The 26,399-nt window shown below is 69.9% G+C and carries 22 protein-coding genes; 9 read left to right on the top strand and 13 right to left on the bottom strand.

Annotated elements, in window-relative coordinates:
* Positions 1-106: 106 nt before the first annotated feature.
* The 9 genes from ML01_RS22885 to ML01_RS22850 all read right to left on the bottom strand — a co-directional run bounded on the left by ML01_RS22885 (position 107) and on the right by ML01_RS22850 (position 8,110).
* Positions 107-607 carry a hypothetical protein gene (locus ML01_RS22885; RefSeq protein ID WP_058557710.1) on the bottom strand — a complete coding sequence of 167 codons (501 nt, stop codon included), beginning with the start codon at positions 605-607 and terminating at the stop codon, positions 107-109.
* A gap of 240 nt (positions 608-847) precedes the next feature.
* Positions 848-1,837: a MoxR family ATPase gene (locus ML01_RS22880; RefSeq protein ID WP_058557709.1), complete on the bottom strand. Its 990-nt coding sequence runs from the start codon at positions 1,835-1,837 to the stop codon at positions 848-850.
* Between the two features lie 48 nt (positions 1,838-1,885).
* Positions 1,886-3,040, bottom strand: a complete 1,155-nt coding sequence (locus ML01_RS22875) for a DUF4350 domain-containing protein (protein WP_156427929.1) — start codon at positions 3,038-3,040, stop codon at positions 1,886-1,888.
* Positions 3,033-4,514 carry a DUF4129 domain-containing protein gene (locus ML01_RS22870; protein WP_058557707.1) on the bottom strand — a complete coding sequence of 494 codons (1,482 nt, stop codon included), beginning with the start codon at positions 4,512-4,514 and terminating at the stop codon, positions 3,033-3,035. Before ML01_RS22870 ends, ML01_RS22875 begins: the two co-directional genes overlap by 8 nt.
* A 114-nt stretch (positions 4,515-4,628) precedes the next feature.
* Positions 4,629-4,772: a hypothetical protein gene (locus ML01_RS27860; RefSeq protein WP_173865211.1), complete on the bottom strand. Its 144-nt coding sequence runs from the start codon at positions 4,770-4,772 to the stop codon at positions 4,629-4,631.
* Between the two features lie 73 nt (positions 4,773-4,845).
* Positions 4,846-5,817: a stage II sporulation protein M gene (locus ML01_RS22865; RefSeq protein WP_058557706.1), complete on the bottom strand. Its 972-nt coding sequence runs from the start codon at positions 5,815-5,817 to the stop codon at positions 4,846-4,848.
* Positions 5,814-6,584 carry an RDD family protein gene (locus tag ML01_RS22860; protein WP_058557705.1) on the bottom strand — a complete coding sequence of 257 codons (771 nt, stop codon included), beginning with the start codon at positions 6,582-6,584 and terminating at the stop codon, positions 5,814-5,816. Before ML01_RS22860 ends, ML01_RS22865 begins: the two co-directional genes overlap by 4 nt.
* A gap of 46 nt (positions 6,585-6,630) precedes the next feature.
* Entirely contained in the window at positions 6,631-7,215 is a 585-nt protein-coding gene (locus ML01_RS22855; protein ID WP_058557704.1) for a chorismate pyruvate-lyase family protein, read from the bottom strand.
* Positions 7,216-7,555: 340 nt separating this feature from the next.
* Positions 7,556-8,110, bottom strand: coding sequence for a hypothetical protein (locus ML01_RS22850; protein ID WP_156427928.1), 555 nt, complete (start codon positions 8,108-8,110; stop codon positions 7,556-7,558).
* Between the two features lie 33 nt (positions 8,111-8,143).
* On the opposite strand from ML01_RS22850, the gene ML01_RS22845 reads away from it, so the two are divergent.
* Positions 8,144-8,668: a TrmH family RNA methyltransferase gene (locus ML01_RS22845; RefSeq protein WP_058557702.1), complete on the top strand. Its 525-nt coding sequence runs from the start codon at positions 8,144-8,146 to the stop codon at positions 8,666-8,668.
* 250 nt (positions 8,669-8,918) lie between these two features.
* A complete protein-coding gene (locus tag ML01_RS22840) occupies positions 8,919-9,116 on the top strand; it encodes a hypothetical protein (RefSeq protein ID WP_058557701.1) in 198 nt (65 codons plus the stop codon).
* A 522-nt stretch (positions 9,117-9,638) separates the two neighbouring features.
* On the opposite strand, the gene ML01_RS22835 is transcribed toward ML01_RS22840, so the two are convergent.
* Positions 9,639-10,616, bottom strand: a complete 978-nt coding sequence (locus ML01_RS22835) for a L,D-transpeptidase family protein (RefSeq protein WP_082674572.1) — start codon at positions 10,614-10,616, stop codon at positions 9,639-9,641.
* Positions 10,617-10,645: 29 nt separating this feature from the next.
* Between ML01_RS22835 and ML01_RS22830 the strand changes: the two genes are divergently transcribed.
* The 5 genes from ML01_RS22830 (at position 10,646) to ML01_RS22810 (ending at position 18,191) form a co-directional block, all read left to right on the top strand.
* On the top strand, positions 10,646-12,742 hold the full coding sequence (locus ML01_RS22830; protein WP_058557700.1) for a translation factor GTPase family protein: 2,097 nt from the start codon (positions 10,646-10,648) through the stop codon (positions 12,740-12,742).
* 357 nt (positions 12,743-13,099) lie between these two features.
* Complete coding sequence (locus tag ML01_RS22825) at positions 13,100-14,038, top strand: Uma2 family endonuclease (protein ID WP_058557699.1); 939 nt, start codon at positions 13,100-13,102, stop codon at positions 14,036-14,038.
* Between the two features lie 319 nt (positions 14,039-14,357).
* Positions 14,358-15,296, top strand: coding sequence for a Uma2 family endonuclease (locus ML01_RS22820; protein ID WP_058557698.1), 939 nt, complete (start codon positions 14,358-14,360; stop codon positions 15,294-15,296).
* Between the two features lie 319 nt (positions 15,297-15,615).
* Entirely contained in the window at positions 15,616-16,470 is an 855-nt protein-coding gene (locus ML01_RS22815) for a Uma2 family endonuclease (RefSeq protein ID WP_058557697.1), read from the top strand.
* A 956-nt stretch (positions 16,471-17,426) separates the two neighbouring features.
* The gene (locus ML01_RS22810; RefSeq protein WP_058557696.1) at positions 17,427-18,191 is read left to right on the top strand and encodes a hypothetical protein; all 765 of its coding nucleotides are present in this window, start codon (positions 17,427-17,429) and stop codon (positions 18,189-18,191) included.
* Positions 18,192-18,291: 100 nt separating this feature from the next.
* Here ML01_RS22810 and prsT read toward each other — a convergent pair whose 3' ends face one another.
* Together prsT and ML01_RS22800 are read right to left on the bottom strand one after the other, a co-directional pair.
* Positions 18,292-21,090, bottom strand: coding sequence for an XrtA/PEP-CTERM system TPR-repeat protein PrsT (gene prsT / locus ML01_RS22805; RefSeq protein WP_058557695.1), 2,799 nt, complete (start codon positions 21,088-21,090; stop codon positions 18,292-18,294).
* Between the two features lie 825 nt (positions 21,091-21,915).
* Positions 21,916-22,407, bottom strand: coding sequence for a hypothetical protein (locus ML01_RS22800; RefSeq protein WP_082674571.1), 492 nt, complete (start codon positions 22,405-22,407; stop codon positions 21,916-21,918).
* Positions 22,408-22,454: 47 nt separating this feature from the next.
* Between ML01_RS22800 and ML01_RS22795 the strand changes: the two genes are divergently transcribed.
* Positions 22,455-23,738 (top strand): glycosyltransferase, encoded by a 1,284-nt coding sequence (locus tag ML01_RS22795; protein ID WP_082674570.1) that lies wholly within the window; start codon positions 22,455-22,457, stop codon positions 23,736-23,738.
* Between the two features lie 901 nt (positions 23,739-24,639).
* Here the strand turns inward: ML01_RS22795 and ML01_RS22790 are convergent.
* Positions 24,640-25,224, bottom strand: coding sequence for a bacteriohemerythrin (locus tag ML01_RS22790; protein WP_058557694.1), 585 nt, complete (start codon positions 25,222-25,224; stop codon positions 24,640-24,642).
* A 274-nt stretch (positions 25,225-25,498) separates the two neighbouring features.
* Between ML01_RS22790 and ML01_RS22785 the strand changes: the two genes are divergently transcribed.
* A complete protein-coding gene (locus ML01_RS22785) occupies positions 25,499-25,915 on the top strand; it encodes a SufE family protein (protein WP_058557693.1) in 417 nt (138 codons plus the stop codon).
* The last annotated feature ends 484 nt before the right edge of the window (positions 25,916-26,399 follow it).

The raw sequence follows: 26,399 nt of genomic DNA, 5'->3' as shown, positions 1-26,399 counted from the left end.
AAGCCGCTCCCACAGCGCGCGCGTGCGCACGGCCCTGCCTCGCGTGGCAGGAGCGGGCTTCAGTCCGCCGCGTCGGGAGCAACGGTGGGATGCCCGCAGCGAAGGATCAGGGAAGCAGGTATTCCAGCAGCCGGATCAGACCCGCGACGGCGCCGACGGCCCCGATGATCCAGATGGTCTGGCGGTGCAGCGCCTGGTGCAGCCTGGTCTCGACGCCGCGGATCTCTCCGCGGACCCGCTCGGTTTCCAACCGTATCTGCTCGATTTCCTTGCGCAGCCGGGCCTCGCTTTCCGCCGCCTCCTTGCGCACCACCTCGATCTCCCTGCGCACCACCTCGATCTCCCTGCGCACCACCTCGATTTCCTTGCGTACGCTCTCGATCTCCTTCTGCAACCGCAGCTCCGATTCGCGGATTTCCTTGCGTACGCTCTCGATCTCCTTCTGCAACCGCAGCTCCGATTCGCGCACATCACCCGCACGCGCGATGTCGGCCGGACGCGGCCAACTGTCCTCCAGCGTACCGATGGCGTCGGCGATCAAGCGCAGCCGCTCGCGCTCGTCGGTGGTCTCGGTCAGTTGCTCGAAGAGCTTCAGTGCAATGCTCATGCGGGACGGGGCGCAGGGCGACGCCGATAAGGACTCCGGCCCACATCATAGCCGCTTGGGGACCCGGGGGCTTGCACCGCTCGCGCAATCGCGGCGGCGACGCCGAAGCAGCGCATTCGACGGCGATGCGATCCCACCTCCACGAGACTGCAATCCAGCCGAACTTTCCTGTTTGCGCCGTGGTTGCGCTTGCGGCCTGCCGGCTTGGCGCCTGTGAGCGCTGGATTGCGCGCCACTGCACTAAGCACGCGGCGCCTCCACCGCGGCCAACAGCTCCCCGAGCACATCGTCGGCGCGGTAGCCCTCGATCTCGCGCTCGGCATCCAGGCGCACGCGATGGCGCAGGACTGCCGGGGCCATGGCCTTGACGTCGTCCGGCGTCACGAAGCCGCCCTGGCCCGCGAGCAGCGCGTGGCCGCGGGCCGCGCGCACCAGCGCGATGGCGGCGCGGGTGCCGGCGCCGGCGTCGAGGCCTTGCCAATCGCGGGTCGCGCGCACGAGCCGAATCGCATAGTCGAGCACGGCGTCATCAAGGGTCAGCGTCGCCGCCGCGGCCTGCACGGCGAGCACGCCGGCAGGGTCCATGACCGTCTCCACGGCCGACACATCGAGCGCGTCGCCGACGGCACCCGCGGTGATGGTGCGCACGATGCGCAGCTCGTCCGCGGCGCTCGGATAGTCGATGGCAGCCTTGATGAGAAAGCGGTCGAGCTGCGCGAGGGGCAGCGGATAGGTGCCCTCCTGCTCGATGGGGTTCTGCGTCGCGAGCACCAGAAAGGGCGGCGCAAGCGCAATGGACTCGCCCTCGATGGTCACCTGCTGCTCCTGCATTGCCTCCAGCATGGCCGCTTGCGTTTTGGCCGGCGCGCGGTTGATCTCGTCGCCGAGCAGCACGTTGCAGAAGATCGGGCCGCGGCGGATGTGGAAGCGCTCGCTCTTCATGTCGAAGATGGCGTGGCCGGTGATGTCGCTCGGCATCAGGTCCGGCGTGAACTGGATGCGCGCGAAGCGCCCGCCGAGCGCCTGCGCCAGTGCCCGCACCAACAGCGTCTTGCCCATGCCGGGCAGGCCCTCCAGCAGCACGTGGCCGGCGGCGGCGAGCGCAACGATGACCTCGCGCACCACCCGGCGCTGGCCGAGCACGGCGCGGTTCACCGCCGTCTCGACGCGGATCAGCGCCGCGCGCGCGGCGTCCAGATGCTCAGGGTTCGGCGGTTCGGCTGCGGGCATGCGCAAGGCTCCTTGTGCTGTGCGTTCGATGATGGCGCTGGCCGCCCGTCAGCGCCGCGCCAGCCGCTGCAGCGCGGCCGTGATGCGCGGGAGTGCGGCCAGGTCGGGCAGGGGACCATACAACGCCGCCTGCACCTCGGACACCGGTAGATGGCTCTGCTCGCTGATGCGGCGCGCCCGTCCCGGCTGATCTAGCTTCCGCAGCGGCGGGTGGCGGCGGAGCCAGTCGCGCTCGATGCGCCGGCGGGTGCGGCTCACCAGCACGGCGCCGCGCCCGCGCTGCCAGAGGAAGTCGCCCGCGGCCTCCAGGTGCTCCAGCAGATCGCGCCGGCCCGCGGCGGGCGCGGGCAGCAGCGGGCCGAGTCGCCCGCCGATGTGCCAGAGCACGGCCGCCAGCAGCAGCGCAGCCGAGAGCACGGCCGCCGGCGCCGCGCGCCAAAGCAGCACGGCGAGATGCGGCACCGAGACGTCGTGCAGCAGCCAGACATGGTCGCGATCCGCCGCCAGCCGGGCGAGCAGCAGCGCGTGGTCGTGCCGGCCGATGGCGCCGTTGCCGAGCCACAGCGTATCGCTCACCACGTAGACGATGCCGTCGCCGACGGCGTACTCCAGCAGCCGCGCACGGCCGTCGGCGCCGGCGTCGCCGACGGCCATGCCGGCAGCATCTTCCAGGTACCAGGGCGCGGCGAAGGCCACCTGGAGCGGCTCGGGGTAGCCCGCGATCTGCACGTCCGCAACGACATCAGCGTCGCCGTCCGCCGCCTCGTCGAAGCGCAGCATCGCGCCCAGCTCAGCGAGGAAGTCGTCGCTGCCGGAGGCGGCTTCGTCGAGGCGGATGGCCTCCGCCAAAAGGCGTCCGCCGGCCTCGAGCCAGGCGCGCAGCCGCGCCCGCCGCTCGGCATTGAGCGGCGGCAGGCCGTCGATGACCAGCATGTCCCGCGGGCCGGGCGGCGTGCGCAGCAGGGACAGGTCCGTGCTGCTGTCGGCCGCGACGCCGAGCCCGGCGAGGAAGCGCTCGGCGGCGAGGAAGGGATTGCGCCGCGCGGCCTCGGACTCGCCCGCCGGCAGCTCGCGCAGTTGCCGCTCGAAGTTGGCATCGAACCACAGCCAGGTGCCGGCGGCGAGCATGACCCCGAGCGCGGCGAGCACCCAGCCCGTGCCGCCCGGCCCGGTGCGGCGCGAGGGGCGGCGGCGCTCAGCCATGCGCCCCCCGCGGCGTGCCGAGCGCCTGGTGCGCATCGAGCAGCGCCTGCACCGCCCGCGGGTCGGCGTCCCGATGGCCGTAGGCCACCGCCTGCCAGAGCGCGACGAGCCGCCGCAGCCAGTCCACCTGCGCGGCCGGCGCCGCAGCCGCCGCGGCATTGAGGCACTCGGCCTCCGTGGCGCTGTCCGGCAGATCAAGCCCGGCGGTGCGCAACCGCACGATCTGCGATCGGTACAGGAGCGAGAGCGCGCCGCGGGCATCGCCGGCGGCGAGAAGTCTCAGCACCTCTGCCGGGATGTCCAGCGGCAGCGGTGCGGGCTCGGCGCCCACGGGCACGCCGGTCGCGGCTTGGCCGCCGGGTTTCGGCGCGCCGCGGCGCCACCCGGGCAGGCGCAATTCCCGCACCAGCCGGAGCAGGAGCAGTGCGAGCAGGATCGCGGCGCCGATCAGCACGACCCATTTCAGCAGTAGCGCGATGGATTCGATGAGCCAGGTCGGCAGCCAGGCCGCGCCGTCGGCCCGGTCGTCCGCGGCGTCCGCGGCGTCCGCTGCTTCGCCGACAAAGACCCAAACGGAGCGTTCGCGCGTGCTGCCGAAGTCCGGGTCGGCGAGGACCTCGGCGATAAGCGCCCGCGCCTCTGCCGCTGTCGGTGGCTCCGCGGCACCCGACTCGCCCGGCGCCATGACCGTCGCCGACAGCGCGAGCACCACCAGCAGCGCCGACACGGGCGCGCCAGGCCGGGCCGTGCGGCGATCGGCCGCCCGCCGGAACGCGAGCTCCAGGTCCCAGGCCTCGAGGGTCGTGCGCCGCCCCAGATAGAGCGCAAAGCCGGCGGCGACATAGAACGGCGCCATCACCGACATCGCGAGCAGCACCAAGAGCGCGCCGGTCCAGTCCGCCGGCGAGCCGCTCTCCAGCAAGGCCTCGCCGAGGTCGAGCCGCGGCATGCCCTCGGGCAGCAAGAACGCGAGCGCGAGCAGCGCCGACAACCACAGCACGCCCTCCAGGTGCACGCAGATGACGGTGAGCCAGCCGGCGGCGCCGGTGCCGAGCACCCGCAGCCGTTCCCGGCGCGCGCCGCCGCGGGGCGCCTCCAGCAGCGTCACCGGCATCGTAAACGAGCGCGCCAGGCCGAAGCGCCGCCACGCGAGCTGCGGCCAGAGCCGGGTTGGCAGCGCCCGCGGCAGCCGGCGGGCGGCCGCGCGCGGCGCGAGCCGCTCGCCGAACATGGCGCGGCTCAGCCAGTACAACGGCAGCGCCTCGAACGCAGGCTTGAGCCACCAGAGCAGCAGCAGCCAGAGATCCGAGCTGCCGTGCAGCGGCACCAGCGCGAGCAGCGCAACGGGCGCCGCCGTCAGCCACCAGCAGAGCCACAGCGGCACGAACCAGGTGCGCGCCAGCGCAAAGCCCAGGTCGATGCTCTCCCAGGGCGTGCGCGGGCGGATGGCGGCGGCGGTCTGCGTCAGGTCCATGGCGTGGCGTTAGGGAGGGAACCCTTCAAAAACAGGTGGTACAGCCCGCGAGATCGAGATCGAGATCGAAATCGATCGAGCGACGGTAGAGCTCGAGCTTCTCGTGCCCCAGTGTCATGTCGAGTCGATCCCCATCCCGATAGCGATCCCGATAGCGATCCCGATAGCGATCCCGATAGCGATCCCGATAGCGATCCCGATCCCGATCCCGATCCCGATCTCGATCCCGATCCCGATCCCGATTTCGATGCCCTTCACGTCGGGTTTCGCTGCGCCGACTCGCCAAGGGCCAACGGCGCCCTCCTCGGCCCTCGGCCCTCGGCCCTTTACTTCAGCCGCGGCCTGCGAGCCCCAAGTACGCGACCACGGCCAGCCAGCCCGCGATACCCACCGCGTACTTGACCTCCGGCGCGACCCCGGCGTTGGACGACCAGAACGCCTCCACCACCGCCGCGAGCACCAGCAGCAGCATCGCGCCCACCACCAGCGGCACCGCCTCGCCGGCGTTGGCGCGCAGCGCCGCGCCGCGGGTGCGCGGCCCTGGTGCCAGCAGCGCCTTCGCGAGCAGCAGCCCCGCGGCACCGGCGATGGGGATGGCCGTCAGCTCCAGGCTGCTGTGGCCGCTGACAAAGGACCAGAACGGCGTGCCATGGCCGAGCTGCGTCAGGTGGCCGGCGATGCCGCCGATAATGAGCCCGTTCATGCCCAGCACGAAGACGCTGCCGATGCCGGCGAGCAGCCCCCAGGCGAAGGTCCGCAGCGCAATGCCGATGTTGTTCCGAACATAGAAGCCGAACATCATCACGTCGTCGTCGGCTGCGCGCGCCGGCGCGCGGCCGAGCTTTGCGTTGGTGGGGTCGTACATGGCCTCGTACTCGGCCACCTGTGCGCTGTCCAGCAGACTGTGGATCAGGGTCGGGTCGTTCGCGCAGGCGACGCCCATCGCGACCATCGGCCCGAAAAAGAGCAGCGCGGCGAGCCAGAACAGCCCCGCGTGGCGGCGCACCGCCCGCGGCAAGCCCGCGAGCGCGAACCGCACCAACAGCGCCGGCCAGCGGGGTCGCGGCTGGTGCAATTGCCGATAGCCCCGGCGCACCAGCGCATGCAGCCGCGCCACCAGCCCCGGGCTGTAGCCGCGCGCGCCGGCCAGCGCATAGTGCCCGCTCACGCGGCGCAAGAGCCGCGGCAGACGCTCCGCGCGCACCGTGTCGGGCGGCCGGCGCGTGCCCTCCAGCGCATCGAGCAGGTCGCCGAGCTGCTGCCAAGCGGCGCCGTGGGCCTGCTCGAAGGCCTGCTGCCTCATGCGCGCCTCGCCGGCCGGTTGCGCCGCGGGCCGCTGGTGTCGGTGCGGGCCGGCTCCGGCTTGCCGCGGCTGATCCAGCTCGCGATGCCGAGCAGCAGCGCCTCCGGGTCCGTGCCGGCGGGGGCACCAAGGTCGATGCGCGCGGCCAGCTCCGCGCGCCGTGCCGGCGACAGCTCGCTGCTGCGCTCCGCAAAGGCGAGCACCGCGCGCTGCGTGGCGAGATCGAGCGGCAGCGGCGGTGGCACCGCGTGGACATTCGCGATGCCGGCCGCGGCCGGCGCCTGCGGCTCGGCATGGATCACCAGGGTGGCGGCGGCGAGGTCGCCCAGGCGCCGGAAATCCCGGTCCGCGAGCATCACCGCCAGCCCGAGGCCGTACAACAGGGGCAGAAAGTCCACCGCCCGCAGCAAATTGCGGATCAGCGACGCCGACGGCCCCACCGGCGTGCCGTCCGCATGCACCACCAGCAGCTTGAGCGCGCGCTTGCCCGGGGTGGCGCCGCTGCGCAGCTCGAAGACTACCGGATAGAGCCATTCGAGCAGGAACAGCGCGATCAGCATGAGCCCCATGCCGACGCCGGCGAAGCCCGCCAGCGGCAACAGCAGCGCGTACAGGCCCACGCGGATGGCAAGATCGATGACGAAGGCCGCCGCCCGCGGCACCGGGCCCGCGAGCTTGAGCTCGATCTCGATGCCCTCCGGGGTCTCGAAGCGTCGCAGGGTGTCGATGGCGGCGGATGATGCCGCGCTGGGGGCGACGCTGTCCACGTGTCTGGCCTGCTCGATGGTGTCCGCGTGTCCGCGTGTCCGCGGGTCAGCGGTAGAGCGCGAGCGCAAAGGTCTCGGTGATCAGGATCACGGGCTCGCCGGCGATGATGATGCGATAGGTGCGGAACACCGCATCATCGGCGCCGCTGTCCGGCTCGATGCCGACCTCCATCACCTCGCGGTAACTCTCGAGGCCGCTGTCGCGGATCAGCGCGCCGATGCCGATCTCCCGGTCAATGAGGCGCTGGCGGAAATGCGGCGGGATCAGCTCGGTGCGGATCACCGAGAAGGCATGTGCGAAGGCCTTGCCGCTGTGGGCGCCGCGCAGTCGGGCGCGACGCACCATGATGCGCTCGCCGCGGGCGACGTTGACCCAAGGAATCTCATCGGCGGCGTCGACGAACGCCTGCTGCAGCGTGTCCACGACCACGGGTTCCCAGAAATAGGCCTCGAGGATCTTGGTCACGGTGCCATCGGTGACCAGGAGCGCGCGCAGGAACGGCGGCAGCGAGTCGATGGCAACCGGGCCACCGGTACCGCTGTCGATGGTGCCCCCATGCACGAAGCCCTCGCAACGGAAGGGGTTCGGCACCCGCTTCGGCGCGGCTCTGCGATAGTAGCGTTCGACCATGGGGGTCAGGTTTGCTCCGATTTGCGTGTATGGATGCGAGGGCCGAGGGCCGAGGGCCGAGGGCTAAGGGAGCCCGCCTCGGCTGCCTGCCCTTGTTGGTCTCAGGCTTTGCCGTCCTGGCCCCTAGCCCCTAGCCCCTAGCCCCTAGATTTTTGGGGGCGCCGAATGTTTCGCTGCTGAGTCGGTTTTCATGGGGCGTCGGAGGCCAGGTGTGTCGGGTTCGGTTGCCACTCGGTTCGATTTCGATTTCGATTTCGATTTCGATGGCGATGAGCACGGCTCGGCGGTCTTAGGCGACGCCTCCCTCGCACCTAGCACCTAGCACCTAGCACCTAGCACCTCATCGTGTTTTCATGATGAACAATACCCGCGTGCTCGGCGGCAGGTTCGAGGCCGAATCGGTGGCGACATCGATGGGGTGGCGATGCTGAGCGTCGGCCAGGTGCACGAGCTGCCCGTGCCCCGTCGGCGTATGGCGGTTGCGCAGCACCGCGGTGCCCGTCTCGCCGCGCACCCGGTGGGTATGCTGATGACTGCCGAGGCGCCTGCCGACGGCGGCGACCTCCGTGGTGCCGAGCAGCATGCGCTCGCTCAGGTCCGGGGTGCCGCGGGTGCCGTCGCAGATGGCCCAGCCGCGCTCGGCAAGCCACTCGCGCAGCTCCTCCGTGCTGCCGGTGAAGCCGCTCGCCTGCGGCACGAAGGCGATAATGGCGCCCGCCGGCAACGCCGCAGGGCCCGGCGCCGGTGCCGCCTGCGCAGTCGGTGCGGGTACCGGTGCCGGCAGGGCCGCGGGCTCTGCCGCGGCGGCGTCGAGGGCGCCTAGGAGGGCGCCTAGCAGGGCACCCAGGGGGGCGCAAAGCAGGGCCGCGGTGCAAAGGGGCCGAGTGGAGATCATGCTGATTGTCGATCCTGGCCGCGGGGGCAGCTCGTGAGCAAACGGCAACGTCACCTCAATGCCGAGGCGCGCTATGAGCGCGAGCGGCGCCGCAACCTGCTGGCGTCGCCGGGCCCGAGTGAGTTGATTCTGGTGCTGGATCATCTCAAGCCCGGATTCAATGTCGCAAAGATCTTTCGTTCGGCTCAAGCCTTCGGGGTGCGCGAGGTGCACCTCGTCGGCATTGGGCCCTTCGATCCGGCTCCGGCCAAGGGTGCGCTGCGGGCGGTGCCGGCGCGCTTCCTTGACGAGCTCGACGAGAGTCTGTCCCGCTTGGCGGCCGCCGGTTACTGCCCCTTCCGCCTGGTGGCGGGCACAGCCCCGGCATTGCAGACCACCCTGTTACCGCATCGGTGCGCCTTCATCCTCGGGCATGAGGAATTCGGCTTGAGCCCCGCCGCCGAGGGCCTGCCGGCATTGACCATAGCGCAGTATCCGGGTGTACAGAGCCTGAACGTCAGTATCGCCGCCAGCATCGCGATGTACGAGTACTGCCGACAGCACGCGGCGCTCCCCTGAAAGGCTGTTGTGTTCGCACAACAAGTTCCGTCGTATCGGTGCAAATAGCCTTCCCCGATGGCGCTGGGGTGGTGCCCCTGGTGGTCGGCGCGCCAGCGCTGGCGCGGTGCTCGGCGGGTCCACGGATTTAACGTTGTTGCCGCACGACGCTGTTCGATTCTGCTAACATTCGCGCCCGAGGGTTCGGACCAGCCCTTGTACTGTGTTATAAACCTGTTGCCGATCGGCAAACTCAAACGGAGAAACCGCAATGACCAAGAACATCAAGCTCGCTTCCCTGTCCGCCGCAGCGCTGCTGAGCGCTTCCCTGCTGGGTGGCTGCGCCACCGATCAGGAGGCTCGCGACATGGCCCAGGCTGCCATGGACGCCGCCAACGCCGCTCAGGCCTGCTGCGAGGCCAACGAGGAGCGCATCAACCGCATGTATCAGCGCGTCATGGCCAAGTAAGCACTCGCTTAAGCTTGGACATGGGTCGGTTGCCCTGCCGCGTGCAGGGCAGCCGACCGTTCCGCTCCCGCCCCCCCCGGCTCTCCAGTTTCTCAGCCGCCGCAGACGGACTTCCCAACGCCGTCGCTCGCAGCGCACCAGTTCCAGCGCCCCAGCGCTAACCCGCCAGTTCCAGCCCGCGTTCCAGCCCGCCAGTCGCAACCCATGGCCGTGCTGGCGTTGCAGCCGGTCAATGCTTCCCTCCGGCGCTTGCGTGCGCCCCGGATGATCTCAGCGTCCACCCTTGGGCGGCTTCACTGCATCGATGAGCAGGGAATGTCGCACGCCATCGCCCCGTCGCGCATGAGTCTCAGGTTGCGCCGGCGCAACGGCGGCTAGAGTCCCCCTCGATTTGCTTGGGGGCGCCAAATATTAGGGCCAAGGGCCAAGGGAGCCCTCCTCGGCCCTCGGCCCTTGGTTCGATGCGCCAAACGAGCGGGCTGCGCAAGACGGCGTTCCCGGTCGGTCTGGGCCTCTGCCTCGCTAGAACACCGAATCCAGCCTGTGCCAAGACTTGGCCCCTTGGCGTCCGCCCACCAAGCGCGGCAGGCCCGAGCGCTCCTCCAGCGCCCGATTCACCTCGTCCCAGTCCACGACCACGCCGTCGGCGTTGGCGATGCTCGCCGGTATCACGTCCCGCGCTGCGCGTGGTTGCTCACCCTCCTCCAAGTGCACCTCCATGTAGAGCTGGTTGCCGAGCCAGCCCACCTTGTAGGGCTGGTCCACGATGCGCACGGTCGTGCCGGTCGGCACCCGCGGAAACAGCGCGGCGATGTCCTCCGGGTACATGCGGGTGCAACCGGCGCTCACCGGCATGCCGACACCCCAGGGCTTGGAGGTGCCGTGGATCAGGTAGCTCGGGTTGCTGAGCCGCAGCGCGTGGCTGCCTAGCGGGTTCTCCGGTCCCGCGGGCACCACCGCCGGCAGCTCGATGCCGCGCTTGGCATAGTCGGCGCGGATCGAGGCCGGTGGCGTCCAGGTCGGGTTCTCGCGCTTCTCGATAATGCTGAAGCTGCCGGTGGGCGTAGACCAGCCCTCACGCGCGGTGCCCACCGCGAAGCTCTCCACCGTGGTGGGCGAAGAATAGAAGTACAGCCGCTTCTCCGGCAGGTTGATGACGATGCCCTCACGCGGCGTGTTCGGCAGCACATGGAACTGCGGCACCATCACGTCCGTGCCCTCGCCCGGCAGCCAGGTGTCCACCTTCGGGTTCGCCTGCTGCATCTCGTCGTGGCCGTAGCCGTAGTGGCGGCCGATGTCGAGCAGCGTGTGCTCCGCATCGCTCTTTACATAGAAGGGCGTGCCGACAACACTGTCGGTGGGATTGAAGCGCATGGGCTCGGTATTGGCTCCGGCCGAGAGGCCCAGCAGCAGCGCGCAGGCGCCGCCGAGCAGTGCGCTCGCGGTGCGACGGCGCTTGGCGCTGCCCGGGCGTCGCCGTATCAGGTTCTCGTCATGCATCGTTTTCTCCGTGGATTGTTGGTAGTGCCATGAGCCGTGACCTCAAGACCAAGACCGGCAGCAGCGCCGCAAGGCTTGCATCGGTGCGCAATATCGGTGTCGCGGCGCACGTCGACGCGGGCAAGACGACCCTCACCGAGCGCATCCTGTTCTACACCGGCGCATCACATAAGATCGGCGAAGTGCACGATGGTGCCGCGCACATGGACTGGATGGCCGAGGAGCAGCAGCACGGCATCACCATCACCGCCGCCGTCACGAAGGCGCCCTGGCGCGGGCACGAGCTGCAGGTCGTCGATACCCCGGGACACGTGGATTTTACCATTGAGGTGGAGCGCTCCATGCGTGTGCTCGATGGGGTAATCGTCGTGCTCGACGGCGTGCGCGGTGTGGAGCCGCAGACCGAGACCGTCTGGCGCCAGCGCTGCCGCTTCGGCCTGCCGGTGCTCTTCTTCATCAACAAGCTGGACCGGCCCGGGGCCGACTTCGCGCGCTGCCTGGCCGCCATCGAGGCCAAGCTCGGCGTCACGCCGGTGGCGCTGACCGCTCCGGTCTTCGACGCGCGCGGCGAGCTTACGCACGCCGTCGTGCACCTGCTGGACCGCACCCTGGTCCGCTTCGGCGGCGAGCAGGGCGAGGCGGTGACCACCGAGCCCTGCCCGGAGGACCTCTGGCAGCGCTGCGCCGGCCTGCACGAGGCGCTGCTGCTCGCCGCCGCCGAGGTGGACGAGTCCCTTGCGGACGCCGTGCTCGCCGGCGAGGAGCCCGAGCGCGCCGCCGTGCTGGCGGCGCTGCGCCGCGGCACGCTGGCCGGCACGCTGTTTCCGTGCCTCGCCGGCAGTGCGCTGCGCAACATCGGCGTGCAGCCGGTGCTGGACGCCGCCGTGGACCTGCTGCCGGCGCCGCTGGACCGCCCGCCCGCGCTGGCGCGGCGCCCCGACGGCGGCACCGAAGACATCGTCCTCGGCGCCGACGGCCCGCTCGCCGCGCTCGTGTTCAAGGTCCAGCTCTGGGACGGGCGCCGGCACTGCTTCGCCCGCGTCTACCGCAACCGGCTGCGGCCGGGCGACAAGGTGAGCTTCGTGGTCGCGGACGGGCGCACCGTCACCGAGCAGGTTGCGCGCATCTTCGACACCGACGCCGGCCGCAAGGCGAAGCTCGACTTGGCCGAGCCGGGCCAGATCGTGCTGCTCGCGGGGCTCCGCCACGCCGCCACCGGCGACACCCTGTGCGACCCGGGGCATCTCGTGCTGCTGGAGCGCATCGAGGCGCGCGCCCCGGTGCTCAGCCTCGCCATCGAGCCCGGCGCCGGCACCGACGAGGAGCGCCTGCTGGAGGTGCTCGGCAAGGTCACGGAAGAAGACCCGACGCTCGCAGTCGCCGAGGACCCGGACACCGGCCAGCGCCTGCTCCGCGGCATGGGCGAGCTGCATTTGCAGATCGTGCTGGAGCGCCTCGCGCGGGAGTTCGGCGTCGCGGTGCGCAGCGGCCGCCCGGCGGTGGCGCTGCGCGAGAGCATCACCGCCGAGGCGACTGTCAGCTTTCTTTACAGCCGCCCGCCCAGCCCCGACGGCAAGCAGCCGGAGCTGACCGCCGGCGTCGGCCTGCGCGTGCGACCGGCCGCACGCGGCGCCGGCAATAGCCTGGCGCTAGACCCCGTCGTGCTGCCCGAGGGCGCCGAGCTGATGCCGGAGCAGCGCGACGCGCTGCGCCAGGGCCTAGGCCAGGCCCTTGCCGCCGGTCCGCTCCAGGCCGCGCCGGTGGAGGACGTCGAGGTCCGGCTGACCCAGGTGGAGCTGTTCGGCGCGCAGAGCCCGCCGGACGCGCTCGCCGCCGCCGCCGCCCGCACCCTGGGCAAGGCGCTCGCCGAGGCCCACCCCTGCACGCTGGAGCCCGTGATGCGTGTCGAAGTCGTTGTTCCGGATGAGAACCTCGGCACCGTGCTCGGCGACCTCCAGCAGCGCCAGGCCGCCATCCAGGCCACCGACAGCGCCGACGGCAGCGCCGTCATCGCCTGCGAGGTCGCACTCGCCAGGCTCCTGGGCTACGCAACGGAGCTCCGCAGCCTCACCCACGGGCGAGGGCAGTTCAGCATGCAGTTCGGGCGCTTCGACCGGTGCTCCTAGGGCAGTGTTGACTGGTATTGACTGGAGTGTCGACTGGAGTGTTGACTGGAGTGTTGACCTCCAGGTCAACACGGCGACAGAGCGCGAGGATGTCGTTTCACAGCGACAGGCGCTTGAAGGCCAAAGGGCCAAAGGGCCAAGGGCCAAGGGCCAAAGGCCAAAGGGCCAAGGGCCAAAGGCCAAGGAGGACCTCCTCGGCCCTCGGCCCTCGCCCCTCGGCCCTTCTTTGACGGCCCCGCGAAACGCCCCAACCACCCGCATCGCCGCCGCAGCAGCGCCCCGGGGCTGCGTGCTATGCTCGCCGTACACCATCTGCCCGCGGCACCCGCGGACAGGCCGACCTGAGCGAGCAGCCCCATGAGCACGCGGCCCGCCATCGCCGAGTACCCCGCTGAAGCACCCGCCGACCACGCGGGATGGGTCTCGGAAACCGACTATTGGTGCCATTACTACGCCAACGCCGACCGCCCCTACGAGTGGAACAATGGCCACCTGGAGGAGAAGCCGGTGTCGGATCAGGGTACCTATCTCGTCTACCTGTGGTTCGTCGAGCTGCTCCGGCATTACCTGCGCGAGCACCCACTGGGGCAGCTCGCGGCCCTGGAAATGGGCTTCCGTCTGGCCCTGCCCGATCGCACCGTCATCCGCCGGCCCGACCTAGGCCTGGTGCTGGCGGCCAACCCGGCACCCCTGCTGCCGCTGGACCGCTCCTACCACGGCATCTTCGACCTCTGTGTCGAGGCCCTGTCGGACGAGGATCGTGCCAGCATCGACCGCGATCTGGTCACCAAGAAGGCCGAATACGCCGCCGCGGGCGTGCCGGAGTACTACATCCTGCATCGCACCGACGGCCAGCTCGGCTTCTTCAGCCTGAACCCCGCGGGCCGCTATCAGCCCATCGCGCCGGTGGACGGCGCGATCCAATCCCGCGTCCTCCCCGGCTTTCAGTTCCGCATCGATGATCTCAAGCGCCAGCCGGACCCGGATCGGCTGCTGGATGATCCGGTGTATCCGTTCGTCCTGCCCGGCTGGCGCGAGGCCGACCGGCGCGCGGCGGCCGCCGAAGCGCAGGCGGCTGCCGCCGAAGCGCAGACGGCAGCCGCCGAAGCCAAGGCCGCTGCCGAGGCCGAGCGCGCCACTGCCGAGGCTGAGCGCGCCGCCGCCGAGTTCGAGCGCGCCACCGTCGAGGGAGCGCGTGCCGCGAAAGAAGCCGAGCGCGCCGAGGCCGCCGAGCAACGCGCACAGGCGGCCGAGCGCGAGCTCGCACGGCTGCGGGCGCAAGCGGCGGGCGATTGAGCGTCCCCGCCCTCTGCTGCGCGCTGCCCCGGCTCCACCCGATCCGGCAGAGCGGACGCCGTTAGTTCCCACCGGCGGAAACCCCAAGCTCGCTGGAGTGTTGACCTCCAGGTCAACACGGCGACAGAGGGGGATGAGGTCGTTTCACGGCGACAGGCGCTTGAAGGGCCAAGGGCCGAGGGCCGAGGGCCGAGGAAGACCTCCTCGGCCCTCGGCCCTTTACCGACCGCAGCAGCGCCCCCGGGGCTGCGTGCTATCCTCGCCGGACACCACCTGGCCGCGGCACCCGCGGTCAGGGCCGACCTGAGCGAGCAGCCCCATGAGCACGCGGCCCGCCATCGCCGAGTACCCCGCTGAAGCACCCGCCGACCACGCGGAATGGGTCTCGGAAACCGACTACTGGTGCCATTACTACGCCGACGCCGACCGCCCCTACGAGTGGAACAACGGCCGCCTGGAGGAGAAGCCGGTGTCGGATCAGGGTACCTATCTCGTCTACCTGTGGTTCGTCGAGCTGCTCCGGCATTACCTGCGCGAGCACCCACTGGGGCAGCTCGCGGCCCTGGAAATGGGCTTCCGTCTGGCCCTGCCCGATCGCACCGTCATCCGCCGGCCCGACCTGGGCCTGGTGCTGGCGGCCAACCCGGCGCCCCTGCTGCCGCTGGACCGCTCCTATCACGGCATCTTCGACCTCTGTGTCGAGGCGCTGTCGGACGAGGATCGTGCCAGCATCGACCGCGATCTGGTCACCAAGAAGGCCGAATACGCCGCCGCCGGCGTGCCGGAGTATTACATCCTCCACCGCACCGACGGCCAGCTCGGCTTCTTCAGCCTGAACCCCGCGGGCCGCTATCAGCCCATCGCGCCGGTGGTGGGCGTGATCCAATCCCGCGTCCTCCCCGGCTTTCAGTTCCGCATCGATGATCTCAAGCGCCAGCCGGACCCGGATCGGCTGCTGGATGATCCGGTGTATCCGTTCGTCCTGCCCGGCTGGCGCGAGGCCGACCGGCGCGCGGCGGCCGCCGAAGCGCAGGCGGCTGCAGCCGAAGCGCAGACGGCAGCCGCCGAAGCCAAGGCCGCTGCCGAGGCCGAGCGCGCCACTGCCGAGGCTGAGCGCGCCGCCGCCGAGTTCGAGCGCGCCGCCGTCGAGGGCGCGCGTGCCGCGAAAGAAGCCGAGCGCGCCGAGGCCGCCGAGCAACGCGCACAGGCGGCCGAGCGCGAGCTCGCACGGCTGCGGGCGCAAGCGGCGGGCGATTGAGCGTCCCCGCCCTCTGCTGCGCGCTGCCCCGGTTCCGCCCGATCCGGCAGAGCGGACGCCGGTAGGTCCCACCGGCGGAAACCCCAAGCTCGCTGGAGTGTTGACCGCCAGGTCAACACGGCGACAGAGGGGGATGAGGTCGTTTCACGGCGACAGGCGCTTGAAGGGCCAAGGGCCGAGGGCCGAGGGCCGAGGAAGACCTCCTCGGCCCTCGGCCCTTTACCGACCGCAGCAGCGCCCCCGGGGCTGCGTGCTATCCTCGCCGGACACCACCTGGCCGCGGCACCCGCGGTCAGGGCCGACCTGAGCGAGCAGCCCCATGAGCACGCGGCCCGCCATCGCCGAGTACCCCGCTGAAGCACCCGCCGACCACGCGGAATGGGTCTCGGAAACCGACTATTGGTGCCATTACTACGCCGACGCCGACCGCCCCTACGAGTGGAACAACGGCCACCTGGAGGAGAAGCCGGTGTCGGATCAGGGTACCTACCTCGTCTATCAGTGGTTCGTCGAGCTGCTCCGGCATTACCTGCGCGAGCACCCACTGGGGCAGCTCGCGGCCCTGGAAATGGGCTTCCGCCTGGCCCTGCCCGATCGCACCGTCATCCGCCGGCCCGACCTGGGCCTGGTGCTGGCGGCCAACCCGGCACCCCTGCTGCCGCTGGACCGCTCCTACCACGGCATCTTCGACCTCTGTGTCGAGGCCCTGTCGGACGAGGATCGTGCCAGCATCGACCGCGATCTGGTCACCAAGAAGGCCGAATACGCCGCCGCCGGCGTGCCGGAGTACTACATCCTGCACCGCACCGACGGCCAGCTCGGCTTCTTCGGCCTGAGCCCGTCCGGCGTCTATCAGGCCATTGCCCCCGTGGACGGCGTGATCCAATCCCGGGTCCTGCCCGGCTTTCAGTTCCGCATCGATGACCTCAAGCGCCAGCCCAAGCCCGACCGGATGCTGGATGACCCGGTCTATCCGTTCGTCCTGCCCGGCTGGCGCGAGGCCGACCGGCGCGCGGCAGCCGCCGAAGCGACGGCCGCTGCCGCGGCCGAGCGGGCCGCGGCCGAGGCCGAGCGCGCCGAGCTGGAAGCCGAGCGCGCCGCTGCCGCCGAACAGCGCGCGCAGGCGGCCGAGTGCGAGCTCGCACGGCTGCGCGCACAAGCGGCAGGCGATTGAGCGTTCCGACCCCGTGCGTCGCTCCGGCCCGGTTCGGCGCGATCCCGGAGAACCGGCGACCGTCGGTCACGCAGGCGGACCCGTCGCGTGCCGTCCTGGCCGGACGCAACCAGGGTTGGCAGGCCTGGCTACGCCGGAAGCCCGCGGCGCTGGTCGGGCTCACGATCAAGGCCCGCAATGCGTGGAGAACGAGACGAGGAAGCACGCGCAGAACGCGCTGGCGCGCCTCGTACCTGCGACCACGGCGTCGCGGGTCGGGTCCGCCGTGCCGCTGCGCGAGAGTGTTGCCCCGGATGCGAGTGTCAGGTTTTTTTACAGTTGCCCGCGGCGTCCTGACGGCAAGCGAAGGCGCTGACGGACGGCGTTCCCTGCGGCGCCGTTGTCGTCTGCGGTGTGGCGTTGGTGTGGCCCGGCGCTATGTGACCGAGCCTCGGCGTCTGACGGATGAGTGGGGTCAGTGCACGATGCAGCTCAAGCGGCTCGGTGGCGGTCGCTCGCGACGATAGCTTTCGGGTCTCACTGTAAAGAATCGTGACATGCGGTCGTGTGTGGGCATGTCATTGAAAATACGACGTAATCTCGCTGTCGGGGGAAGCCCCGAGGCCTGCTTGGTCGCGAATACCGCTCCGGAATCGGGCCGCCACCGTCAGTTTTCTTTACAACCTCTGGGCGCTACGTCCGCGCCGTGCTGTCGAAGGATTCATAACCTGCTGAAAAATAAATGATAAAAAAATGCGGCACGCTCCCTGCTTGTAGATTAGGGGAAGGCTCGGATACCTCCCGGTGCACTCGGGCCAGTCGACAACTAGCGGATGGACCTGGCATGGCCGCAGCGTAGGCGGGCGCGACCTCTAAACCCGGTCGGCTTCGCCTCAAAACAGGGCAGTGTCTCAATTGCATCGCGAAACAGCCGTTACATCGTAGCCATATAGCTTGGCTCTAACCTGGAGAAACCTATGAAGACTGTGAACACTCTCGGGGCAGCCGCCGTCATGATCGGCGGCCTCCTGTCCGTCGGCCCCGTGTCGGCGGCCCCGCTCGACGCCAACCCCTTCTCGCTGGCGGCTTTCTGTGCCACCGACGGGGCTGGCGATCCGCTGAACTCCTACCGCCGGGGCTTCTTCACCTACACCTGCTACACCGGCGGTCCGAGCCAGACCGGCGCCAACGCACCGGAACCGGCCGCCTCGCACATGGCCGTGAACACGCTGGATCCGACCGCCGGCGTCAACATCTCCAGTGCGTCCTTGAGCGGTGTCGAGACCGGCATCTTCAACCTCAACGCGCTGGGCGATCAGCTCACCGGCAGCATCAGCTATTTCATCGACCTGACGCCGCCGCCGGGCTTCTCGGTGGACGATGAGCCGAATCTGCGCTTCACGCTGATCCGCCTGACCAACGAGCTGCTCGATCAGAACAGCGGGAACGTCAACACCCGCAAGCAGATCACCGGTCAGGACACGCCCATCGTCCCCGATGCGGACTTCACCGTCGACCTAAACCTCGGCGACACGCCCACGTCCGTGTCCGCCAACTGCGGCGTGTGCCGCCGGTTTGCGGTGACCGACAGCTATAACGCTCAGGTCTCAGGCGATGCTGGTCAGGTCATCAGCATGACCAACACCTATGAAGTCCAGTTGATACCTGTGCCTGCACCGCTGGCGCTGGTCGCCGCCGGTCTGCTCGGCCTTGGCCTGACCAGCCGCCGTCGCAAGGCCTGATCTGTCGAATCCGACGCTGGAGCGAGTCTGCTCGCTCCAATCAAGCCCCGCGCAAGCGAGGCTTTTTTTTGCCCGGCCGAAAGGCCCGCGCCGCGTTTGCCTACCTTGCGCGCAGGCGGCGCAAGCGTTCTGCCAGCGGCGAGTCTTCGTCCAGCTCCGCGTCCAAGGTATCCAGCAATGCCCGCGCCGCGGCGGAGTCGCCGACGGCCAGCAGGGCCTCTGCATAATCCAGCCTGAGTCCGGCAGCCGGGGGCAGCGGCGCGGAGGCCTCGATAGCGGCCTTGAGCGTCTCGCTCGCGCCGCGGGCGTCACCCTGCTTGAGCCGCACGAGCCCCATCGCCTGCATCGCGGTCGTATCCTCGGGGGCGAGCCGGTATGCCTGCTCCGCGATGGGGGCCGCCGCATCCACATTGCCCGACATCACCAGCGCATACGCCAGCATGGGATCGACATGCGCGCCTTGCGTGCCGAGTGAGCGAGCCAGCTCCAAGTCCGACGCGGCAGCGGCAAAGTCGGCCATGGCGAGGCGGTAAGCACCCCTACGGATCAGGGCGCGCGCATCCCGCGGGCGGACTTCGATCCAGAAATCGAGGGCTTCCACGGCTGCGGGACGTTGCCCCACCGCCCACAAGCTATCGGCGTAGGTCAACAGCGTGTCGGTCGTGCGCGAGGCTTCGTGGGCTTGGCGCAGCAGCTCCAGGCCGCGCCCGGTGGCGCCTTGTCGCAGCGCCAGGTAGCCCGAGAGCTCAACGCCAGTGGGACTGACGTTCTGCTGCATTGCGGCGATCTCGTTCACGGCTTGCTCAAGTCGTTCCGGCGTCGCCGCCAAGTCGGTGATGGCCAGCAAGGTTCGCTCGCGTCTCACGCCCGGGTCGGCGGGTGCGATCTCGGCGAGGTTCTCGATCTCCTGCGTTGCCGCGTCTCTATCGCCGGTCTCCCTGAGGGCCTTGGCGAGCATGAGCCGGGTCCGCACGTCTGCCGGCGCGCGTTCCACGGCGTGGCGCAGCGTCGCGACGGCTTCGCCCGGGTTGCCGACGTCCAGCCAGTAACGCCCGTATGCGAGCAGGATGTGTGGGGACTCCTGGTTCGGCGCGTTGTCCAATACGTCCTTTGCCTTGTCCCATTGCTGCTGCCCCAGGTAGATGTCCGCGAGGGTCGCAGCGAGCGCGACCGAGTCCGGGTGCTGCCGGAGTAGGGCATTCAATCGTTGCGTTGCCGCGTCGTCGCGCTTGGCGGCGCGCTCGGCCAACGCCAGCATGATCTGCGGCCCGAGCTCGCCCGGGTAAGCGGCGGCAACCCGTTCGGCGTGGCCGAGGGCTGCTTGCGCTTCGCCTCGGCTCAGCAGCAGCTCGACCATCAAGACGCTAGCTTGGTAATGTGCCGGTTCGTTTTGCAGAATCCGCTCCAACACAGCCTGCGCCTCCTGCCGCTGGCCTTGTCCGAGCAGCGCCTTCGCGCGCATGACCTCGGATTGGGCACCTGCTGCGCCCGCGTCTGCGTCCACTTCGTCCAGCAACGCCAAGGCCTGGTCGTACTCGCCGTACCGCAGACGCTCCTCCAGCAGCGCTTCGCGCGCTCCGGTGACGTCCGGGTCTTGGGCGAGGCGTTGCAGATCGGCGAGCCCCTGCTCCCGATCGCCGGCGGTGAGCCTGGCCATGACCAGCTCGATCTCGATCCGTTTGTCGTCGGGGGCTGCCGACAACGCCTTCTCCAAATAGCCGACGCCCCCGGTTGTGTCTCCCGCCATCGACGCAGCGGTGCCCAGCAACTGCAACAGGCCGATGTCACCCTCCGCGCCGGCCGCCAGTGGCTCGAGCAGATCGTAGGCCTCGGCGCCTTGCTTGAGCTTGATGAGTGTCGCAGCGTAAACGCGTCGCCCCGCGGCGTCTTCCGGCTCTCTCGCAACGTAACGCGACAGGTACTCGCGAGCCTGTTCGACGTCGCCGAGAAAGTAGGCCGACGCGCCGGCGATGTAGAGCGGCAACGGTGGCCCTTCGGGAGCGCTGGCGAAGCCTTCGGCGAGCCGCCTTGCGCGCTCGTAGTCGTCCTGCTCGAAAGCGGCCATCGCCAGCATCATGCTGGCGTTGCCGTCGTTCGGGGCCATCCGTAGCACCTTGGTCAGCTCGGCATCGGCCTCCGCGAGCTCGCCGCGGCTCAGCATCGCGAAGGCGGCATCGCGCAGCAGATCCGTGCGTCCCGGCGCCGCGGCCAGTCCTGCGCGGTAGGCCGCCTCTGCCCGCTCGAAGTTGCCACGGGCCATCTCGAGGTCGCCGCGCAGCTCGTTGGTCATGGCCAAGTCCGGGTGCTCGGCCTGTTCCAGACGGGCCAGCAGCAGTTCGACTGCGCCGAGGTGGCTTTCGGTCAGCTCCACTCGCCCTAGTCCCAAGAGCGCAGCCGGGTGGTCGGGCTTCAGGGCAAGCGCACGTTCGAATGCTTCCCGCGCTGGGGTCGGGCTCCCGCGGCCAAGCTCTGCCCGGCCGTAAAGCGCTTGGACCGCGGGCTCGTCGTCGGTGCCGAGCGCTTGTTTCAGGCCTGGGTCGATAATGACGTCTTGGTATTTGCCCTGGGCCAGCCAAGCCTCTGCGAGCTTGGTCAGCAGATCGAAGTCGTCGCGGCCGAGATCCCTCGCGCGCAGCAGTTCCTTTTCGGCCGCTGCCCCATCGCCGGCACGCAGGTAGGTGATGCCCAACCGGTAGCGCAGATCGGCATCGTCCGGACGCGCCAGAACCGCGTTCTTGAGCTCGATGAGCTCCTGCTGCAAGTCACGATTCGGCGCGAAGGCGGCGGCGGACGGCTGCTGGGTGTCCGTGGCCAAGGCGGTGGCGGGCCAACCGATGCCGATGCCGAGGGCGTGGGCGATGGCCAGGGACAACAAGGACTTGCGAAACGGCTTACGCATGGCTTGACATTCCGATGTTGAACAATAAGCGCGGACAGCGCCTCGAACGCCGGCCGGGGCGGCGCCGGCTGACCGCGGCCTGATCAGGCGCGGTGGCTTGGTGCGCTCTCCGCATGAGGGCGATGCAGGGCAAACAACGCAAGCCTACCAGGGGCTTGCCTAGCGTGCGATGTCGCCGACATCAAGCCTCGGTCTCTTGCCGCAGGGCGCGGCTTGAGCCGACAGACGGCTGCGCGCGGGTCTTCGGTGGCTCGGGCGTGGGGCGGTGGGGCAGGGCCGAGGACCCAGGGCCAAGGAAGTCCTCCTCGGCCCTTCCGCCCTCCGCCTCCGCCCTCCCGCCCTCACCTAGATTGCTTGACGGCGCCAGATGCTTGCTGATGAATCAAGTCTCGAACGGGCGTTGACTGGAGTGTTGACCTCCAGGTCAACACGGCCACAGAGCGTGATGCACTGGTGTCGCGACTGCGGAGCCGACCTGGAGGTCGGCTCTCCGGCCGGGCCGGGCCGGGCCCGGCTCCCGCTCCGGCTCGGCTACGGGCGGGCAATTGCTGCCCTGCCGAGTCTCCGCCGTTCCCGCGCCTCACTGCCCCGTGCGCAGAGGTCGGGATCGGTTGGCACTAGGTTCGATTTCGATACCGATACCGATAGGGGAGCACGACCTGTTGGTCTGCGGCGACGCCTCCCCCAGAACCAGCCTGCCATTGCGGACCCGAGAGATCGGGGGAGTATGCAGGTAAGATTGCGGTTCTGTGACGGCCGGCGCGTGCGGGCGGCAAGCTGCGCAGCGCCTGCGCGGTCCCGGCGCTTCCGGGTCGGCAAGGCCCTTCAACGCAGGCTGGCGAGGTTGCGCACGTGCTCCATGGCGGCGTTGAAGAAGTCCTGCCCGGTGTTGGCGGTGCAGTATTCGCGCGCCGCGGTCATGGCGGTGCCGAGGCCGGAGCCGCGCAGCACGTCCTCGCCCAGCGCGAGGTTGAGGCCGGAGATGAAGCCCGCGAGCCAGTCCTCGAAGCGCCCGAGCTCTGCCGCATCGCCGGCGTCGGCCGCCTTGGCGGCGGCGATGTAGTCATCGCAGCCGCGCACGCCGTAGCCCCAGAGCACCTGCTCCGCTGTCGCCGCCGGGGCCGCGTGCAGCGCGAGCAGCAGCGCGAGCAGCGCGGTGGCGGCGAGCCCCGCGGCCGCCGACCCGCCGCGCGGCAGCGACCGGCCACCGCCGGCGTTGGCGCAACGACGAGAATACCGATGCGCCGGCCGTGGTTTTTGCTGCACGGGGCAGCCCGTGGCGCCGCAGTCGTGGCGGCGGTGCTGGTACCATGACAAGGTTTTTCTCCGGCTTGGAAACGCGGCGCGGCCGCGAATGGCGACCCATGCGCGTATTGATGATTTCCGACGTGTACTTCCCGCGCGTCAATGGCGTGTCCACGTCCATACAGACCTTCGCCCGGGAGTTCGTCGATCTGGGTCACGACGTGACCCTGCTCGCGCCGGATTATGGGCTGGCAGGGGAGCCGGAGCCCTTCGAGGTCATCCGGCTGCCGTCGCGCTATTTTCTGTTCGACCCCGAGGACCGCATCATCCGCTGGGGCCGCATCCGCCGCCACCACGCGCGGCTGCACGCGGCCGACTTCGACCTGGTGCACATCCACACGCCCTTCATCGCGCACTACGCGGGCCGGGCGCTGGCGCGGCGCCTTGGCGTGCCGGCGCTGGCAAGCTACCACACCTTCTTTGAGCAATACCTGGACAAGTACATCCCGCTCGTGCCGAGTAGCTGGATGCGCTACGCGGCGCGCAGCTTCTCGGCGGCACAGTGCGGCGATGTGGATGCGCTGGCGGTGCCGTCGCAGGCGATGCTGGATGTGCTGATGGACTACGGCGTGAGCACGGCGGCCGAGGTGGTGCCCACGGGCATCGATCTGGACAAGTTCCATCGCGGCGATGGCGCCGGCTTTCGCAGCCGGTACGGCATCCCGCCGGAGCGGCCGATGCTGCTCTACGTTGGCCGGCTCGCGTTCGAGAAGAACTGCGAGTTCCTGCTGCGGATGCTGGTGCGCGTGCGCGCCGCCGTGCCGGACGTGCTGTTGGTGATCGCGGGCGAGGGCCCGGCGCGCCGGCAGCTCGAAGGCCTGACCCGGCAGCTCGGCCTGCTCGAGAACGTGCGCTTTGTCGGTTATCTGAACCGCGACGGCTCGCTGGAAGACTGCTATGCGGCCGGCAACGCCTTCGTGTTTGCGTCCCGCACCGAGACCCAGGGCCTGGTGCTGCTGGAGTCCCTGGCGCTCGGCACGCCGGTGGTGGCTACCGCCGTGATGGGCACCCGCGAGGTCCTGCAGGACGGCGAGGGCTGCCTGATTGCCGAGGACGACGAGGCGGACTTTGCCGACAAGACGATCGGGCTGCTCACGGACCGGGCGCTGCACGCGGCGCTGGTGGCCAAGGCGCGACCCTACGCCGAGCGCTGGTCGGCGCGGGCGATGGCGGAGCGCATGCTGGCGCTGTACACGAGCATCTGCGACCTGGAGCGTGTGCGGCGCGCCGCGCCCGAGCGGCTGCGGGCGGTGGAGGTCAAGGGCACGCGCGGCGTCGAGCCGACGGCCGAGCCGATGGTCGACGTGGATGCCGAGCAGGCAAGCGGCACCGCGGCGCCGTAGGGCTATGGTGTCGGCGCTTGGCTGGCGCTGACTGGGAGCGCCGGCTTTCAGCCGGCTTCGCGTGCCGGGGGCTCGATGCCCCCGGCGTGCGATCTGCGGCGCTGGAGCAGGGCGACCGCCCATGCCGCGCCGCCGGGGCGGGCGACTGCGCTGGTGGCGTTGTGCCAGCCCAGGCGACGCCGACGCGGCATCGAGCCCACTGGGAGCGCCGGCTTTCAGCCGGCTTCGCGTGCCGGGGGCTCGATGCCCCCGGCGCGCGATCGACTGCGCTGGAGCAGGGCGACTGCCCATGTCGCGCCGCCGGGCGGGCGACTGCGCTGGTGGCGTTGTGCCAGCCCGGGCGACGCCGACGCGGCATCGAGCCCACTGGGAGCGCCGGCTTTCAGCCGGCTTCGCGCGCCGGGGGCTCGATGCCCCCGGCGTGCGATCGACTGCGCTGGAGCAGGGCGGGCGGGCGACTGCGCTGGTGCCCTTGTGCCAGCCCAGGCGACGCCGACGCGGCATCGAGCCGCGTCGGCGCCGAGCCGGCTGGAAAGCCGGCGGTCCCAGTCCGCGCCGGCGCCGAGCCGGCTGGAAAGCCGGCGGTCCCAGTAGCCGCGCCGGCGCCGAGCCGGCTGGAAAGCCGGCGGTCCCAGTCAGCCGCGCGTCGGCGAGGCGGCTGGGATTCCGGTCCCGATGTCGGGTCGGAAGGATGCACTAAGCCGCTGTGTTTGCAGATGAGTCGAGTTTCGCGGCGATACGGCGTAGGCAGAAGGGCCGAGGGCCGAGGGCCGAGGGAGTGCTCCTCGGCCCTTGGCCCTCGGCCCTTGCTGGTTCACCTACGGTGATGTTCGATTGCGATTGCGATTGCGATTGCGATTGCGATTGCGATATCGGTGCCCTTGAGGTTGGGCGTCGCGTCTCAATGCCGCGGCCAGAGCGGGCTGATGCCGTTCTCGCGCAGGTAGCGGCCGAGGCGCTTGTCCATGTCGAGCACATGCCCCATGAACCATTGCTTGAGGGCCTCAAGGTCTGCAAGGCGGAGCCTTTCATCGCCACGCGCGACGATGTCGCGCATCAATGCGGTGAGCTCTGCCAGCATCAGTGCATGCTCGCCCGCGTGTGCGGCGACCTCCGGGTAGTGCGTTGCGCGCATCAGCGCCTCTTCGCGGCCGAAGTGGTCGCGGGTGCGGCTGCGCAGGGCGTCCAGCCAGTAGCGCAAGGCCGACGGCGCGTCGGCGTGACGCCGCGCCATCGTCGCGTCCGCGGCGGCGCCTTGGGGCGGCATGCCGTCCGCCGGCTCGCCAAAGCGCAGTGCCATGTGGTTCAGAATGGCGGCCAGCGCGCGCCGGTCGCGGTCCAGCGCCTCGATGCCGACGCACCACTGCTCACGCCAACGGAAGAACGGCGGGCGCGACGCGGGCACTGCCCGGCTGGGGCGCTGGCGCGCGGCGACGCCGACATCGCTGATGTCTGGGAAGTAGGTCAGGGTGTTGGCTAGGGCCATAGAACGAGCTCCGGTTTGGGGGCGAGCGGGGTCGGGCTCGGGGCGTTGCGCCGCCGACCTGGTCCCGCCTAAGCGCCCGGAGACGTGACCTACGCCAAAGTCTAAACCGGATTAAGGTTTTTACCAATACAGCTCGTCACCTTATTGACCGACAGTCGGTGGTCATTTTGTCCTGGCCCCTGGTTGGTCCTGCCACGAACCCCCACATTTCGTCCGGATGGGCGCGGGCGGCTCGCTGCCCGCCGGGTTGCCCGCCAGTATTGGAGGTGAATCGATGAACACCAAAGACGTGCTGGACGCCTTCGAGCTGCTGGAGACCTGGGAGGCCCGCTACGAGCTCATCGGTGACCTGAGCCGGGAGCTGCTGCCGCTCGCCGACAGCGAGAAGCACGACGCGAACCTGGTGAAGGGGTGCAACACCAGCACCTGGCTCACCGGCAGCCTGACGCACAGCGCGCCCGCGGTGATCGAGTACCGCGCCGACGCCGAGACGCCGCTGGTGCGCGGGCTCGTCGCGCTGCTCCTGGTGCCGTTCCAGCGCAAGTCCCCGGACGATGTGCTGCACACCGATGCCCGCGACTACATCGCCCGCCTCGGCCTTGCGGAGCATTTGAGCCCGAACCGGCGCGCCGGCATGGAGCACTTCATCGAGCGCGTGTACCAGATTGCCCGCGGGCTGCGGGGGGTCTGAGGCACACCGCTAGATTGCTTGACCTTGCAGATGGGTCAGGTTTCGACGGGGCGTTGGACCGGCCAGGCGCGTCGGGATCGGGATCGAAATCGAACCGAGTGCTGACCGATCCCGATTTCGATAGCGATTTCGATGAGGCCGGAGAGCCGACCTCCTGGTCGGCTCGTCGCGACGACAGTGCTTGCCGCTCTGTCGCGGTGTTGACCTGGAGGTCAACACTCCGGTCAACACTCCAGTCAATACTCCGGTCAACACTCCGGTCAACGCCGGGGCCGGGACGGGCCGGAGAGCCGACCTCCTGGTCGGCTCGTCGCGACGACAGTGCTTGCCGCTCTGTCGCGGTGTTGACCTGGAGGTCAACACTCCGATCAACACTCCAGTCAATACTCCGGTCAACACTCCGGTCAATACTCCAGTCAACACTCCGGTCAACGCCGGGGCCGGGACGGGCCGGAGAGCCGACCTCCTGGTCGGCTCGTCGCGA

It is taken from the genome of Thiohalocapsa sp. ML1 (assembly GCF_001469165.1).
GTDB lineage: Bacteria > Pseudomonadota > Gammaproteobacteria > Chromatiales > Chromatiaceae > Thiohalocapsa.
The sequence above is the reverse complement of the archived record's forward strand: the minus strand, read 5'-3'. Positions and strand labels throughout refer to the sequence as shown.